Source organism: Orbus sasakiae (genome assembly GCF_039542345.1).
Classification (GTDB): Bacteria; Pseudomonadota; Gammaproteobacteria; order Enterobacterales; family Orbaceae; genus Orbus; species Orbus sasakiae.
Genome location: NZ_BAABHY010000001.1, coordinates 460,334 through 475,042, shown reverse-complemented (window position 1 = coordinate 475,042; position 14,709 = coordinate 460,334). Strand labels below are relative to the sequence as shown.

The 14,709-nt window shown below is 34.7% G+C and carries 16 protein-coding genes; 10 read left to right on the top strand and 6 right to left on the bottom strand.

Annotated elements, in window-relative coordinates:
• From ABEA36_RS02040 to ABEA36_RS02030, 3 genes are all read right to left on the bottom strand, one after another.
• Entirely contained in the window at nucleotides 1-561 is a 561-nt protein-coding gene (locus ABEA36_RS02040) for an RseA family anti-sigma factor (protein ID WP_345488291.1), read from the bottom strand.
• 37 nt (nucleotides 562-598) lie between these two features.
• Entirely contained in the window at nucleotides 599-1,171 is a 573-nt protein-coding gene (gene rpoE, locus ABEA36_RS02035; RefSeq protein WP_345488289.1) for an RNA polymerase sigma factor RpoE, read from the bottom strand.
• Nucleotides 1,172-1,446: 275 nt separating this feature from the next.
• Nucleotides 1,447-3,939: a class I adenylate cyclase gene (locus tag ABEA36_RS02030; protein ID WP_345488287.1), complete on the bottom strand. Its 2,493-nt coding sequence runs from the start codon at nucleotides 3,937-3,939 to the stop codon at nucleotides 1,447-1,449.
• 147 nt (nucleotides 3,940-4,086) lie between these two features.
• Between ABEA36_RS02030 and ABEA36_RS02025 the strand changes: the two genes are divergently transcribed.
• The 10 genes from ABEA36_RS02025 (at nucleotide 4,087) to ABEA36_RS01980 (ending at nucleotide 12,996) form a co-directional block, all read left to right on the top strand.
• Nucleotides 4,087-4,695, top strand: coding sequence for an NUDIX hydrolase (locus tag ABEA36_RS02025; protein ID WP_345488285.1), 609 nt, complete (start codon nucleotides 4,087-4,089; stop codon nucleotides 4,693-4,695).
• Between the two features lie 32 nt (nucleotides 4,696-4,727).
• Nucleotides 4,728-5,426: a bifunctional 2-polyprenyl-6-hydroxyphenol methylase/3-demethylubiquinol 3-O-methyltransferase UbiG gene (gene ubiG / locus ABEA36_RS02020; protein ID WP_345488283.1), complete on the top strand. Its 699-nt coding sequence runs from the start codon at nucleotides 4,728-4,730 to the stop codon at nucleotides 5,424-5,426.
• Between the two features lie 173 nt (nucleotides 5,427-5,599).
• The gene (locus ABEA36_RS02015) at nucleotides 5,600-6,097 is read left to right on the top strand and encodes a single-stranded DNA-binding protein (RefSeq protein ID WP_345488281.1); all 498 of its coding nucleotides are present in this window, start codon (nucleotides 5,600-5,602) and stop codon (nucleotides 6,095-6,097) included.
• Between the two features lie 370 nt (nucleotides 6,098-6,467).
• Nucleotides 6,468-8,558, top strand: coding sequence for a BglG family transcription antiterminator (locus ABEA36_RS02010; RefSeq protein WP_345488279.1), 2,091 nt, complete (start codon nucleotides 6,468-6,470; stop codon nucleotides 8,556-8,558).
• A 55-nt stretch (nucleotides 8,559-8,613) separates the two neighbouring features.
• The gene (locus tag ABEA36_RS02005) at nucleotides 8,614-8,919 is read left to right on the top strand and encodes a PTS sugar transporter subunit IIB (protein ID WP_345488277.1); all 306 of its coding nucleotides are present in this window, start codon (nucleotides 8,614-8,616) and stop codon (nucleotides 8,917-8,919) included.
• Nucleotides 8,920-8,938: 19 nt separating this feature from the next.
• Nucleotides 8,939-10,228 carry a PTS sugar transporter subunit IIC gene (locus tag ABEA36_RS02000; protein WP_345488275.1) on the top strand — a complete coding sequence of 430 codons (1,290 nt, stop codon included), beginning with the start codon at nucleotides 8,939-8,941 and terminating at the stop codon, nucleotides 10,226-10,228.
• A 17-nt stretch (nucleotides 10,229-10,245) separates the two neighbouring features.
• Nucleotides 10,246-10,653 carry a tetratricopeptide repeat protein gene (locus ABEA36_RS01995; RefSeq protein WP_345488274.1) on the top strand — a complete coding sequence of 136 codons (408 nt, stop codon included), beginning with the start codon at nucleotides 10,246-10,248 and terminating at the stop codon, nucleotides 10,651-10,653.
• A gap of 18 nt (nucleotides 10,654-10,671) precedes the next feature.
• Complete coding sequence (locus tag ABEA36_RS01990; RefSeq protein ID WP_345488272.1) at nucleotides 10,672-11,526, top strand: class II fructose-bisphosphate aldolase; 855 nt, start codon at nucleotides 10,672-10,674, stop codon at nucleotides 11,524-11,526.
• A 13-nt stretch (nucleotides 11,527-11,539) separates the two neighbouring features.
• A complete protein-coding gene (locus ABEA36_RS01985; RefSeq protein WP_345488270.1) occupies nucleotides 11,540-12,148 on the top strand; it encodes a P-loop nucleotide/nucleoside kinase family protein in 609 nt (202 codons plus the stop codon).
• A 185-nt stretch (nucleotides 12,149-12,333) separates the two neighbouring features.
• Nucleotides 12,334-12,996, top strand: coding sequence for a MarC family NAAT transporter (locus tag ABEA36_RS01980; RefSeq protein ID WP_345488268.1), 663 nt, complete (start codon nucleotides 12,334-12,336; stop codon nucleotides 12,994-12,996).
• Nucleotides 12,997-13,040: 44 nt separating this feature from the next.
• Here ABEA36_RS01980 and ABEA36_RS01975 read toward each other — a convergent pair whose 3' ends face one another.
• From ABEA36_RS01975 to ABEA36_RS01965, 3 genes are read right to left on the bottom strand one after another with little or no spacing between them, the layout of a single operon-like run.
• Nucleotides 13,041-13,736, bottom strand: coding sequence for a DUF2461 domain-containing protein (locus ABEA36_RS01975; protein WP_345490824.1), 696 nt, complete (start codon nucleotides 13,734-13,736; stop codon nucleotides 13,041-13,043).
• A 30-nt stretch (nucleotides 13,737-13,766) separates the two neighbouring features.
• On the bottom strand, nucleotides 13,767-14,519 hold the full coding sequence (gene kdsB / locus ABEA36_RS01970) for a 3-deoxy-manno-octulosonate cytidylyltransferase (protein WP_345488266.1): 753 nt from the start codon (nucleotides 14,517-14,519) through the stop codon (nucleotides 13,767-13,769).
• Complete coding sequence (locus ABEA36_RS01965) at nucleotides 14,516-14,707, bottom strand: Trm112 family protein (RefSeq protein WP_425571842.1); 192 nt, start codon at nucleotides 14,705-14,707, stop codon at nucleotides 14,516-14,518. The genes kdsB and ABEA36_RS01965 overlap by 4 nt, the downstream gene beginning before the upstream one ends.
• Nucleotides 14,708-14,709: the final 2 nt, after the last annotated feature.

The window sequence follows — 14,709 nt, the reverse complement described above, 5'->3', positions numbered from 1 at the left end:
TTACTGAACATTCAAACGTTTTTGTAATTCGTAATCTTGTATCAACAAACGAATTTTATTGTATTGCTGCTGATCCATTGTATCATTTTGTACTTGATAATTTTGCTGTTGAGCAGGGACTCCGCCAACAGGTGAAACATTGACACCAACTGGCATCGTATTTAACACTGGCGCAGCATTTTCAACTTGACTACCTTGTTGATATTGTACACCAGCGATAATACCGAGAGTGACACATGCAGCAAGCCCAACCTGAGTAAGTTTCCCTACCACATCTTTAGCTTTAATCCAAAACAGATTAGGTGATTTAACAACCGGAGCCTGATCGACAGATGTTTGATCAAATAAGTCATCTAATGCAATAGCATTAGCAACCTTATCTGCAATATCAAATGTTAAAGCGCAATCATGTAATTTACCTTGCATCACATCACGTGCAATATGATAACGATGCCAGCACTGCTTTAATTCATCATCATGCGTAATCGTATCAACCAATATGACATCACATTGATTGTCGTCCATTAGAGATGAAAGCTGCTCTTTTTGCTCTTGTAACATAGTTTGCCCTTTAATCATAGTGGTTCACTTCTGTTTATTAACCTAATAATGGTTTTAATTTTTCATCAATTGCTTCACGTGCTCTAAAAATCCGTGATCGTACCGTACCAACAGGCGTACTCATAATTTCTGCAATTTCTTCATAGCTTAAACCATCTATTTCACGTAATGTAATTGCAGTTTTTAAATCTTCGGGTAGCGAATCAATTGTTTGAAACACCACCTTTTTTATTTCATTTGATAATACTAAACTTTCAGGGTTATCAATGTCTCTTAATAAGTCAGCACCATCGTATGTTTCTGCCTCTTGTGCATCAATATCTGATGCTGGAGGCCGCCGACCCTGTGCAATTAAATAATTTTTTGCAGTATTAACCGCGATGCGATATAACCAAGTATAAAATACACTCTCACCTTTAAAAGAACTTAATGAACGATAAGCTCTAATAAATGTTTCTTGGACGACATCAGGGATCTCTGATTGCGACACATAACGAGAGACTAAATGTGCTAATCTACTTTGATAACGTGTTACCAAAAGATTAAACGCATTTTTATTGCCTGCAAGCACTCGGTCAACCAATACTTGATCGGTTACTTGTTCTCCCATTTAAGGTCATTCCTCATTATCATTCTCTTATCCCTTATGACCTAAAATTCGCATACGGTAAGTTAGAGTTCAAAAAATTAAAAAAGTTCCCAATATTTTAATAGAAATAGAATAAAGAGATCTATAAAAAATATTTTGGCCATTATTGATAGCTATTATACCTTTAAATGACAATAAGTTAAGATGAAATTGGTCAACGAATTGATACGTGTAGAAATGACAAAAAAAGGAATAAGAAGCGTAATGTTACCTTTTATGGTAAATATTTACTCATCTTATTGTGATTGATTAAAAGGTGCAATTCCCCTTTTACCTTCACCATTATAATAAATTTGATAAAACTGAGGTAAATTAAAATTAATCGATGAACTGGTTGCAAAGGTAAAGCGGTCATCTGATAAAGTATAAAAACTATTGACATCTTTTATCATATTTTCAACATTACCATTACAGTTACGATAGATCTCAGCTTGATTATTTTCATTTAAAATATAGAGATCAAAACCTGACGCTTTATTTTCAAAGAAAAATTGAATAATCCCCTCACACGCGACACTATCAATCTCTTTCGGTAATTCATTTGTTTCATCCCAAACATTGAGTGCTCGACCATGAATTTTATTGTTAGACAAAGCACCATAGAAATCAACAGTGTTATCAAATTGATGCGCAGTGACACCAAAGCGTTCAAAAAATAGATACCAAGACGATCCGTTTATACGTAGTGGCATAAATTGTTTTAAATTATTTTTGGTCGTACTTAAACGTAAATCAATACACCGATCCATCAGAACTTGCATCTGTTCACGAATTTCATTTTGCAATTTTTTACTGTAACAAAATATTTTGATTGAATGTGGTAAGTCAGCATCTTTATGCATACGATTTAACAATGTTTTGACCGCATCTAATACACAAAGCGCACCATCAAAATGCAACACTCTGATTTCATTCCAAGAATTACGATACAGTAAATTAATTGATTTCACTAAACTGACTTCCTTTTCACCATAGTTTAATACATTGGTATTTAACGTCGTTTTATGTTGATCGATAATATCTGGATGACTTGTAATATCTTCTTTTAAATTAATTATAATGGCTAATTGTCTAATTTCACAAGGACCATAAAGTGCCTCTTCACTTGCTGACGGCACAGTAACAGGGAAGTACGATTGTAAATCATAAACTAATTGGTTTAATTTTGAAGAATCATGATCTGACCCATCACGATAATATAACGTTGTTTTTTCAGAAATCAGTCGATTAAAGTAGCACCAGGCAACGAGCTTAACTAACGAATTACTGTATTCTAAATATTGATGCCCAACAATTGAATCAAATGAAGGACGTTGATTATACACATACCAACCAATTCGATTCACCCGATCATTTTTAACATGAATAAATGTTAAACTTTGTTCAGATAAATCATTGGCAATATTAGGATTAATGACTGTTACTTTACCAGGTAATACTTCATATGCCGCATAAAGTTTGCGAGTTAATATTGCTAAGTCTTGTGGACTAATAATAGAATCAAGATTATTGCGTCGACCAAAATTAAGTAAGTTACGGTAACCAGTCATCATGGTTTGTAATAAAAGGTCGTTCACATCTCTGACTTTTTCGATTTTCCATAACTCACAGCGATCTAAACTTTTGATATCGCTATCGTTCCATCCCCAGCTATTGACGAGATCGGTTAATAAAGAGCGTCGCCAAGAGATATGCATCGTGGGTTTTGAAAGACGTTCATTTACTTTTAAGTAAAAACACCCCCTCACTAAATCTAAACGAGCGGCATCACCAATCGAAACAAGATAATGGGTAACTTTTTCCAACATCATATAATAAGAGTCAAGGTAGCTATAGCGTAAATCATGATTTTGAATCAATGATTTAACTTGATAAGCAACAACTTTTGTCTCCGGGTATTCCCAAGAATACGCTTCGAGTAATAATGTTTTTAATACGGCTTTAAAGGGGGAGTCGATACTTTTATAAAGTTGCCATAAACAAGCACCAAAATATTCTTGAGCCGATAATTCAACTAATGAACCAAAATCGATCCATTCATTGCGTTCAATTGCATTAGCATCAACTAACGCTGTAATACATTCATCATACGATGCATACTGTTTACCGTTGATGATGAAATCAGAAGGAATCGCATACCAAAGTAGTGATTTACCGGCTAAATGATTAGCACTTCGATAAAATTCTTCAAGTAAAAGCATGTGCTGAGCTGAACCACAATTTTCCCCCATTAAACATTCATGATGTTTCTCTTTAAAGCGATCTGCATCGACAATAAAGAGTGTTAATTGAATGCCAAGGGTATCCGCCCATGTTTCGATTAAGTGACATTTACGCTGTAATAAAGCACGCTCTTCGTCAGATAAACTATGCTCAACACAAACCCAAATATCCAAATCCGATTCAATCGATTGACCAAGTGTACAAGTACTTCCCATTGAGTATAGTGCTGACAACTTGAATTCAGTAATCTGTCTTTCATCAGCCAAAAAACCAAATTTTTTCTCAGCCTTAGACAGTATTTCACCATTTGGCAGGTAGTAAGCAATACCATGAGGTACAGGATTATCAATATAACCAGGTAAATTAGGGTGATGATAATGCAACAATATCGGCAATAATAAAAATACTTCCTGAAAAGATTCAGGCATAACATCAAGCGCTCGCTGCTGTTTTATAATAGCAAGTTCATTGAGGGTATTTTTGATTTTATGGATATACTCTTGCATAATATCTCTGAAATTAAAAACGTGACTAAATGCACATTTTTATAATATCATCGCAATCTAGCATGTTATTTTATTAACGTAAAGAATTTTGCGAAACAACATTAAGCAGATTTTCACGTTAAAGTCAACTTTTAATGCGAAACAATAATGATTACGACTGAATATATATTTAATAAAATTGAAAATCAAATAAAAAAATATAATATTGCAGACAAAGCAGCTGTATTAATACCCATCGTGAGAAATCATGATGGCCAGCTGTGCTTATTATTTGAAGTGCGTTCTTCAACATTAAAGTGGCAACCAGGCGATATTTGCTTTCCCGGCGGCAAAATGGAAGTCAGTGACCACACAGCAATCAATACGGCTTTACGTGAAACAGAAGAAGAACTGGGCATCGAAAAAGATAAAATAAAAGTCTATGGCCAATTACCCTCTTTTTTATCTGCTATCGGTTTAAAAATTTACCCCGTAGTTGGCGAATGTCTGAGCACTCATTTTAAACTCAATGAAGCTGAAGTTGCTGATACTTTTATGGTACCCATTAATTGGTTTATCAGTAATCCGCCCCTTAAAGCAACAATGGAAGTGGCTCATAAACCCGCTCACGATTTTCCATTTGAATTAATACCAAAACGGTCTAAAGACTGGCAAAAACGTTCACAACATGACGTCTATTTTTATCATTATCAGCATCATGTTATCTGGGGACTAACAGCACAAATTATCCAACGTTTTTTAACAACTATTGAGTAATTGACTCACCCCATATCGTTAAGGGAAATAAAATGTCACAAAATATTGATCTACATGAAATTGAAAAGTTTTCACAACTGGCTAGCGAATGGTGGGATCCTAATGGAAAATGCAAACCATTGCATATTATTAATCCATTACGCCTTGACTATATTGTCCAAAATTGTGGATCACTAAAAGGTAAAGATGTATTAGATGTTGGATGTGGCGGTGGTATTTTGTCTGAAAGCTTAGCTAAACTCGGGGCTAACGTAACGGGTCTGGATTTGGCTGAAGCGTCACTTAATGTCGCGCGCAATCATGCTTTACAAAATCAATTAGAGATAAGTTACATTAACGCGCCCGTTGAAGAACACGCACAACAATTTCCAGCTAAATATGACATTATTACGTGTATGGAATTACTTGAACATGTACCTGATCCCGCCTCAGTGATTAATGCATGTGCGACACTGCTTAAACCACAAGGGAAACTGTTTTTATCAACTATCAATCGTAACCATAAATCAAAACTTTTAATGATATATGGTGCTGAATATATTCGCCGCATCGTTCCTAAAGGTACGCATGATTTTAATCGTTTTATCCGCCCGTCTGAATTAATGGATGTCGTCACAAATGCAGGTCTACAAATCAGCGATATAATTGGTATGGAATATCAATTATTTAAAAACAAATTTATACTCAGCAACAATGTCGATGTGAACTATATCTTAATGGCGACGAAATAAATCGTCATTTATTTTTCCATTATTTCAATAATATAATCGAGCACTATCGCAAAATTGGTCAGGGAATAAGAAAAACTAATTACCTTGACTCTTGCTCATGTTACAATGGTAAAATTAACCGCTTAGTTAAAATTTAATTAAAAATAGTTCAATAACGTTTAGGAGTAATATCAATGGCAAATAGAGGAATAAACAAGGTCATTTTAGTGGGTAATCTAGGGCAAGACCCTGAAGTCCGTTATTTACCTAATGGTGGCGCTGTTGCCAATATTAGTATTGCCACTTCTGAAACGTGGAAAGATAAACAAACCGGCGAGCAAAAAGATCGCACTGAATGGCATCGAGTTGTTATTTTTGGTCGTTTAGCTGAGATTGCTGGTGAATATCTGAAAAAAGGCTCACAAGTCTATATCGAAGGTCAATTACAAACACGTAAATGGCAGGACCAATCAGGTCAAGATCGTTATACGACTGAAATTGTAGTTAACATTGGTGGCACGTTACAAATTTTAGGTGGTCGTGGTAGTAATGCTATGGATGAAGCACCACAACAAAGTTGGGGACAAAGCACTAATAATAACTCGTCAGCACCAGCAGCACGTAAAGCGCCTGCACAACAAGCGCCAGCTAATGAACCACCAATGGACTTTGATGATGATATTCCGTTCTGAGTTATACATAATTTAGAATTGCTGTTAAATTAAATTTATAAAAAATGTCAAACCCCTTCACTACGAAGGGGTTTTTTATTTTATGTCTAAACCAATCATATTTTTACTTACCTGAATAAAAACCATTTTACGTTGAAATAATGTTCAGTTGTGTTATGAGTTTGTGACCGCGTTTGCAATAACCCACCGCTACCTCACTTGTGTTTTACAAATAATGTTATCGTTAATTCCCATCATTAAATCAATTGAATAGTAACTGAGTTGGATCTCAGTAGGTATACATTCTTGCAGTAATAATATGCAAACATCTCTACTGAACATTTAACGATAAACTCACTATCATAATTTTAAATTCAAACAGGATATCACTATGCTGAGAGAAAGAACCATTAAAATCATAAAATATTTGATCAATATTGAAGATGGTATTTCATTAGAAGTATTGGCAAAGGAATTCCAAGTTAGCGAACGCACTATTCGTAATGAAATCAGTGATGCTAATTATTTTTTGGCTAAGAATAATTTAAGTTATATTAAAAATGTAAAAAAACGCGGCATCATATTAGAACTTGGCGCTCAAAAAAGAGCAACATTATTAAATAACATTGAACGCGTTAATCAACCTTTATCACCAGAAGAACGTTGTTTTGATTTGATTTTAGATATCGCATTTAATGATTCACCAACTTATTTGTATGTAAAAGAAAAGCAATTTCAAGTTTCGAAAAGTACTTTAGATGATGATATGCGTAAGGTGAGACAATCGTTGCATTACTATCAAATAGAAGTGACTAGCATCGCCAAAAAAGGATTAGTATTGAGTGGTGCAGAACGCAGCATTAGAACCATGCTTTTTGACTTAATTAATAACAGTATTGGTATTCTTGACTATCAAATTAACACTATTGATGAATCCATGTATGAGAAAATTCTCTTTTCTTATATCCCTAAATCGATTTATGAAAATATCGACGACGTATACGATTATACTGTTTCATCCCAACAAAATAGTTATTACCGAAAATATTTTCTATTATTTACGTCAATTTGGTTAGGTCGATTAAAAATCTCCGAAACCATAGCAAAATCGTCACCGGAAATACTGCTTTCAGATGAAACTGATGTCGTTAGTTTTATTCGACAAATTATTCAAACCTTTAAAGTGTATACCTCAACTGAAGAGATCAAATACTTATCGTTTATCCTACAGACACTTAACCACAAAAACATGAACAATTCATTAGAATGGGTTCAAGCTCAGCTACTGACGATTCAGCTCATTAAATTTGTGGAACATGATACTGGTATTCCGTTTTCTAGGCGTGAAGAAGAACTGTATGAAGGACTTTATCAGCATATTACGGGATTACTCAGTCGAATGAAAAACGATTTACAAGTGGTTAATCCTTTAAAAGATAATATCAAAAGTAACTATTCAAAGCTGTACCATTCGATTGCCAAATTCACACCTTATTTTGAAAAAATAATAAAAAAACACATTACTTGTGATGAAATTGCCTTTTTAACCATCTACTTTTCAACATCAGAATGCAAAATAAATCAAGATTTACATTATGTCTACAAAGCGATTGTGGTATGTAATCACGGCATGGCAACGGCGAAATTATTATCAGAAAATCTAAAACAACTTTTTAATATCGATATTGTTGCCACACTGAGTTCTCGTGAATTTGAAATATTATCAAGACTAGATGCGGATATTATTTTTTCGACAATACGCTTGACGAGTGTAAATAAACCTTATCTTTTTTTACCACCAATCATTCGCGATATTGATCAAGAAAAAATCAAAGTTTTTCTTAATCAAAATATACACTTACGACGTACTATCAATGAAAAATCTGATTATACCCAACTCTTTTTATCCATACTTAATGTTATCGAAAGTGAAGATATAACGATTAGCAAACATTTATATCAAAAACTCGAGCAGGCTTTAGATAGTCATGACTTAAAAATTAATCAGGAGGAAATTCAACCTATGTTGAAAGAGATATTAAAAGAATCCAATATTCTTTTCGATTTACAGGCCTCAAATTGGGAAGATGCTATTCAAAAAGTATCTACTCCACTCATTGAGTCAAATACGATCGAGCCTAGGTATATTGATTCAATGATTGAATCGGTTAAAAAACATGGCCCCTATATTGTCATTGGTCAGCATATTGCGCTTGCACATGCTAGACCTGAGGATGGCGTGAATAAGCTGGGGATTAGTGTTGCAAAATTAAAACACCCGATCAAATTTGGTCATGATGATAATGACCCTGTAAAAGTGATCTTCTGTTTAGCTGCGATTGATAGCTACTCACACCTGAATATTATGAAGAATTTAGTGACGTTAATAAATGATGATAATCGTTTAAAACGGTTATTTAGTGCTGAAAATAAACAGGATTTTCAGCAACTTTTATTTAGTGATATTTCCGTAAAAATATAGTTAGTAGCTAAAGTTTTTTAATTTAAATTCAATCAAATACATATAAGGATTATTTATGAAAAAATTAAATATTTTGTTTGTGTGTGGTGCTGGTTTAGGTAGCAGTTTTGCAGCTCAAATGGCAACAGAAGATGTATTAGGTAAATTAAATGTTGATGCAAAACTTGAACATACTGATATTTCATCCGCTTCCTCCATGAATGCTGACCTAATTATAACTGCTGAAAATTTTAAAAGCCAATTTGAAAAATTCAATATTGATGAGACAAAAACGGTCATCGTGTATTTAAAAAATATTGTTTCAAAACAAGAAATAGAACAAAAAATCACGCCTGTCTTACAACAAAAAGGTGTTTTATAAATCTTAAAGGAGCAACATTATGGGAATAATTGAATTTATTATTGATAATGTTTTAACTCAAGCATCAATAACGATTAGCCTGATCGCCTTTGTTGGTTTGGCATTACAAAAAAAATCAATTGGTCAGATTATTTCAGGCTCACTCAAAACATTACTCGGATTTCAGGTCTTAAGTGCTGGTTCAGCAATTATTGTAGGAAGCTTAATCTACTTTGGTGAAATATTTACTGAAGGCTTCCATATGCAAGGCATTATCCCTTCAATTGAAGCGATCAATGGACAAGCAATGAATGAGCTGGGCTTAGGACGGGATATTGCACTGACTTTTTTAGCCATATTTGTGTTTAATATCTTAATCGCGCGTTTTACAAAATGGAAATATATCTTTTTAACGGGTCAAGCCATTTTATGGATGGCCACGATGACAACAGTATTTGGCTATTTTGCAGGACTTCGTGGTATCAGTTTAATTTTAGTCGGGGGAATGGTCGGTGGTATCTTCGCTGTTGCAATGCCCGCGATTGCCCAACCAATTATTCGTAAAGTCACTGGTTCAAATGATATAGCATTAGGTCATTTTTGTACCATTGGTTATCTGTTTGAAGCGGGTATTGCCTATATCTTTGGTGAAAGAGGTGAAAAGAAAAAATCAATTGAAGATATCAAATTACCAAAGGCATTTGAATTTTTACAAGATACTTATCTTTCCGTCATGGTTGTAATGGTACCGCTCTTTATTGTTACAGCGGTCTTCGCGGGTGAAGAATTTGGATCCACATTGTCCGGTTCTCAGAATTATATCATGTATGCCTTTTTACAATCCATTCAGTTTGTTGTTGGGGTATATGTATTACTTGCTGGCGTAAGACTGCTACTCGGTGAAATTGTCCCCGCTTTTAGAGGCATTTCAATGCGCCTAGTCCCTAATGCTATTCCAGCATTAGATTGCCCAGTCTTTTTTCCTTACAGTCCAAATGCCGTTATTCTTGGTTTTATTACCACAACAATTGGATCAATTATTGCAATGTTTGTATTACCTGTATTTGGATTAGCCATGATTCTACCCGGTATGCTAACTAACTTTTTTGCAGGTGGTACAGCGGGTATTTTTGGCAATCAAGTAGGTGGACGACGAGGTGCTATTATCGGCGGTATTGCACATGGCTTTTTTATCACCCTATTACCAGCACTTTTAGTTGTTACCTTTAATAGTCTTGGTTTCATCAATAGTACTGCTACTGATGTTGATACCGTAACAGTTGCATTAATTTATGCCCTCATAATTGGTCCAATATTAAGAGCATTCTAGTTTTAGGAGAAGATATTGTGTTTAACTTTTTTAAGAAAAAAACGGAAGGAAATGTAGTGCCACCGCCAATGGTGAAAATCAGTGATGACGAAATTGTGGCACTTAAAACATCATTAGCCGAAAAACTCGAACAGTTAAAAACACTATTAGCACAAACTGAATCAGATAAAACGGCGATTGCTAAACACTATGAATCAATGGGATTAATCGTGGCCAAGTTCGATAAGGATCAAGCAATAGATTATTTTGAAAAGAGCTTATCTTATCAATTAACCATCGGTGATGGGTATAAACAGCTAATGAGTTTATATAACCAAAAACGCGCTGAAGCGGCACAAAATCGTGACAGTGATGGCATTGATAAGTGGATGAATAAAATGGATGACATGCGTCAAATCGCTAAACAAGTCATTATAACCGGTTAAATAATAGGAGATGATTAGATGTACACAACGTTAAAATATGTTACTCAAAATGCTCAACAACTTAATTATACCGTTGGTGCTTTTAATGCCCATAATTTGGAAATGTTACCCGACATGATCCGTGCAGCAAAAGAGATTGGAGCCCCAATTATTATTCAAACAAGCGTAGATACAGCTAAATACATTGGTATGGATGTTTTGGTATCTGTCGTCAAAAGTATCGCAGATAATGAAATGGTCGATGCAGTGCTGCATTTAGATCATGCCAGAAATTTTGATGATATAAAACAAGCCATTGATTGCGGTTACACCTCCGTGATGTATGATGGTTCACATCTCCCCTTTAAAGAAAATATTTTAAAAACAAAAGCTGTCGTTGAATATGCTCATCGTCATGGTGCAAGTGTTGAGGGTGAGCTTGGTACCATTGGTGGGACTGAGGAAGGGATTCATGTCGATGATAATGATAAGGTCTATACCAAACCTGAAGATGCAGTTAAGTTTGTGCAAGAAACAGGCGTTGATGCCTTAGCGATTGCAATTGGTACTAATCACGGTCAATTCAAAAGCAAAACCGAAGTTAATATTCCTTTACTAAAACAGATTCATCATGTTGTTAATATTCCATTAGTTATTCATGGTGGTACTGGCGTTAAAGAGGAAGATTACCCTGAGTTAATTAACAATGGTATTCGTAAATTTAACGTAGGCACTGAGTTACTTGTGGCGTGGAATTCAACAGCGAAAACCACATTTGCCAGTAGTGAGGTTAACCGTTCACTAAGGCACAATGTCATTCCAGCAAATGAACAGGTAAAATCAATTATTAAGCATAAAATGAAATTATTTATGAACTTAGATAATAGAACATAATTGAGATTATGTCATGAAAAAAACATTAATTTTGGTTGCAGGTCCACCTGCAACCGGTAAAAGCTACTTAATCACCAAAATACGTGAAAAAATACCTCATCTTTTTATGATTTCACCTGATGAGATGAAAGAGTTATTTGCTGATAAATTTGGGTTTAATAATTTAGCTGAAAAAGAGGAGTTAGAACAAAAGGTTTGGCAGTTTTATTACGACATCTTGCAAAAATATATGTGGATAGGGAAAGACATCATTGTGACAGAATACCCATTTAGCGATAAGCAAAAAAACACCTTGGCTAAATTTGCTAAATGCTACCAGTATCAAATTATTACAATTCGTTTAGTCTGTGATTTTGAGATCCTTTGGCAACGTCGTCATAAAAGAGATCTTGAACTAACCCGTCATTTAAGCCATCTGACTACCCGTTATCATGACGGTGATAAATTAACAGATAGAACAGACGCTGACCAACAAATTACGCAATCAGAGTTTAAACAACGTATTACCGAACGTAAGTATAATCAATTTTCATTGGGGAAATTATATGAAATTGATGTCACGAATTATAATACAATTGATTATGACGCATTAATTGCTGATATCATTTTGTATGTTCAATAAATGACGATAAAAATGGAAGGATATCAATTTATACCATTAATCATAAACTATTTATTATTGATAATATATCCGCCTTTTTCTTGGGACTAAAACATTTGTTTAATCAGCACAATTTGCGGTAAAATAATCAGCAAATTAATTAAAATCGAATTCACACACTATAATTGATATAAGAATAACAATCTATGATGGAATTAATACAAGTTATCGGTTTTGGTTTGCTTATGTTTATCCCCCTAACGAATCCTTTAACAACAGTTGCTTTATTGTTAGGTCTATCTGGTGATATGACTAATGATGAACGTAATTACCAGTCAAAAATGACGTGTATTTATGTATTCATTATTATGGTTGTCTCATTTTATTGTGGCCAAATTGTCATGAAAACGTTTGGTATTTCAATACCCGGTTTACGAATTGCAGGGGGAATGATTGTTGCTTTTATCGGTTTTAGAATGCTTTTCCCTCAGCAACCGGTCCATAAAACACCTGAAGCAGATGCTAAAAAGAAAGAACCATCAAATAACATCGCTTTTGTGCCATTAGCAATGCCGAGTACTGCAGGCCCTGGAACAATAGCGATGATAATTAGTATGGCATCGACCGTACAAAGTGGCGGTTATGATGTTTCAACATGGGTCATTTATACCGCTTCAATTCTCGTTCCCTTTATCTTATCCATTATTTTATGGGGTTGTATGCGCAGTGCGGGTAATATCATGCGTTTAATCGGTAAAAGTGGTATTGAGGCAACGTCAAGAATTATGGGGTTTTTGCTAGTTTGCATGGGTACGCAATTTGTCATAAATGGGATTACTGAATTAGTGCACTCTTACCCTAATCTCTAACCTAAATCGATTACCCGTATTGTTACGGGTAATCGATGTTTGTTTTATAATGTTGGTATTGTTTTAATCATCTCTATACGCATTAAATAATCATATAGTGGTACCAGTTGATTGAAGCCTTTGGCTAACTTTTTAGTCAAATTTTCATTATATAAGTCTTCAACATTACAACTTGTTGCCATGACAGCAAAGTCCTTACGATTATACCAAGTGGCAATCTGCTCAGGTTGATTTTTCACTAAAGGGCGTTTGTACAGTTCACCAACCAACTCAAAAGTTTTTTTAACACAGCTCACTGTATCTAAAAATTTTTCTGGGTCTTGGTTAATTTCACTTCTAAATATGTCCATGGTTTGTTTTGGTGCACAGTAGTAACCTAAACCATAACGGTACATATCCGGATCCATTTCAAAAAAGTATGCTGGTGCTTCTTTCCAATCTTTACTCGGTCTTTTAAATGTTAACCACAAACGGTTTCGATAAAGAGACTTATCATGGGAAAAACGTGTATCACGATTAATACGAGAAATCGTTTTACCAATTGCAGGCTTGGTTTCAAACCATTCATCAATCTTAAGCATATGAGGAGCCAGACTTTCAACTAATGAACGAAAAGGTTTAACTAACTCATTATCATATACTGTTCGATGGTTAGCAAACCATTCTCGGCTATTTTGAATTTTTACGTCTTGTAAAAAATTGAGTCCTGCTTTAGAAAATCCGGTAAATTTATTCATTATAAGCCTTTATCGTATTGTATTGATTAATACTTAAAATTTTGCATAAATTGCACGTACTTTATCTAAATCCTCTTGCGTATCAACACCAATCGCTGGTGTTTCAAGTGCCACTGCCACATGAATTTTTTCACCATACCACAATACTCTGAGTTGTTCGAGCATTTCAATTTTTTCAAGCGAACTTGGCTGCCAACGAATATACTGACGAATAAATCCAGCACGATACGCATAAATACCGATATGGCGTAGGTAAAAATCACCAATCGAAGTTTTAGATAAAGCAAATCTATCACGTTCCCATGGTATGGTTGAACGTGAAAAGTAAAGCGCATAACCATCTTTGTCAGTCACAACTTTCACTGCGCCGGTATTGAATGCTTCTTCAACATCGGTAATTGGCACCGCGAGTGTCGCCATACCCGTTTTGTATTTTACTAAATTATCAGCAACTTGATCTATAATAACTGGGGGAATTAATGGCTCATCACCTTGTACATTAACAATGACTTCATCATCTGAAAATTGACACAAATTGATCACTTCAGCCAGTCTTTCTGTACCTGAATTATGTTTTTCACTAGTTAACACGACCTCACCACCAAATGACTTAACGACATCAAAAACACGCTGATTATCTGTTGCAACAATAACTCTTGTCGCTTTAGATTTTTTTGCTTGTTCTAAGACTCGCACAATCATCGGTTTACCAGCAATATCAGCTAACGGTTTTGCTGGTAATCTTGTTGAAGCATAGCGTGCAGGTATGATTACCGTATAATTCATAGCGTTGCCTTATTATTGGTTAGATCTAATGTTTTTGCTTCGTCTTCAATCAAGACCGCAATACCATCAACAACGGTATAAATAAGCTGATCGTTTAGACAAGACAATGTTTGTTGTTGTTCATTATAATCAAGCTTACCAAAACATTTTGGACAAGCAATTGCATCTAGCAGTTTTTGTTTCATCATCT

Coding starts and splice junctions, on each gene's coding strand:
- ABEA36_RS02040 (WP_345488291.1), bottom strand. CDS start 561: ATGTTACAAGAGCAAAAAGAGCAGCTTTCATCTCTAATGGACGACAAT.
- rpoE (WP_345488289.1), bottom strand. CDS start 1,171: ATGGGAGAACAAGTAACCGATCAAGTATTGGTTGACCGAGTGCTTGCA.
- ABEA36_RS02030 (WP_345488287.1), bottom strand. CDS start 3,939: ATGCAAGAGTATATCCATAAAATCAAAAATACCCTCAATGAACTTGCT.
- ABEA36_RS02025 (WP_345488285.1), top strand. CDS start 4,087: ATGATTACGACTGAATATATATTTAATAAAATTGAAAATCAAATAAAA.
- ubiG (WP_345488283.1), top strand. CDS start 4,728: ATGTCACAAAATATTGATCTACATGAAATTGAAAAGTTTTCACAACTG.
- ABEA36_RS02015 (WP_345488281.1), top strand. CDS start 5,600: ATGGCAAATAGAGGAATAAACAAGGTCATTTTAGTGGGTAATCTAGGG.
- ABEA36_RS02010 (WP_345488279.1), top strand. CDS start 6,468: ATGCTGAGAGAAAGAACCATTAAAATCATAAAATATTTGATCAATATT.
- ABEA36_RS02005 (WP_345488277.1), top strand. CDS start 8,614: ATGAAAAAATTAAATATTTTGTTTGTGTGTGGTGCTGGTTTAGGTAGC.
- ABEA36_RS02000 (WP_345488275.1), top strand. CDS start 8,939: ATGGGAATAATTGAATTTATTATTGATAATGTTTTAACTCAAGCATCA.
- ABEA36_RS01990 (WP_345488272.1), top strand. CDS start 10,672: ATGTACACAACGTTAAAATATGTTACTCAAAATGCTCAACAACTTAAT.
- ABEA36_RS01985 (WP_345488270.1), top strand. CDS start 11,540: ATGAAAAAAACATTAATTTTGGTTGCAGGTCCACCTGCAACCGGTAAA.
- ABEA36_RS01980 (WP_345488268.1), top strand. CDS start 12,334: ATGATGGAATTAATACAAGTTATCGGTTTTGGTTTGCTTATGTTTATC.
- kdsB (WP_345488266.1), bottom strand. CDS start 14,519: ATGAATTATACGGTAATCATACCTGCACGCTATGCTTCAACAAGATTA.
- ABEA36_RS01965 (WP_425571842.1), bottom strand. CDS start 14,707: ATGATGAAACAAAAACTGCTAGATGCAATTGCTTGTCCAAAATGTTTT.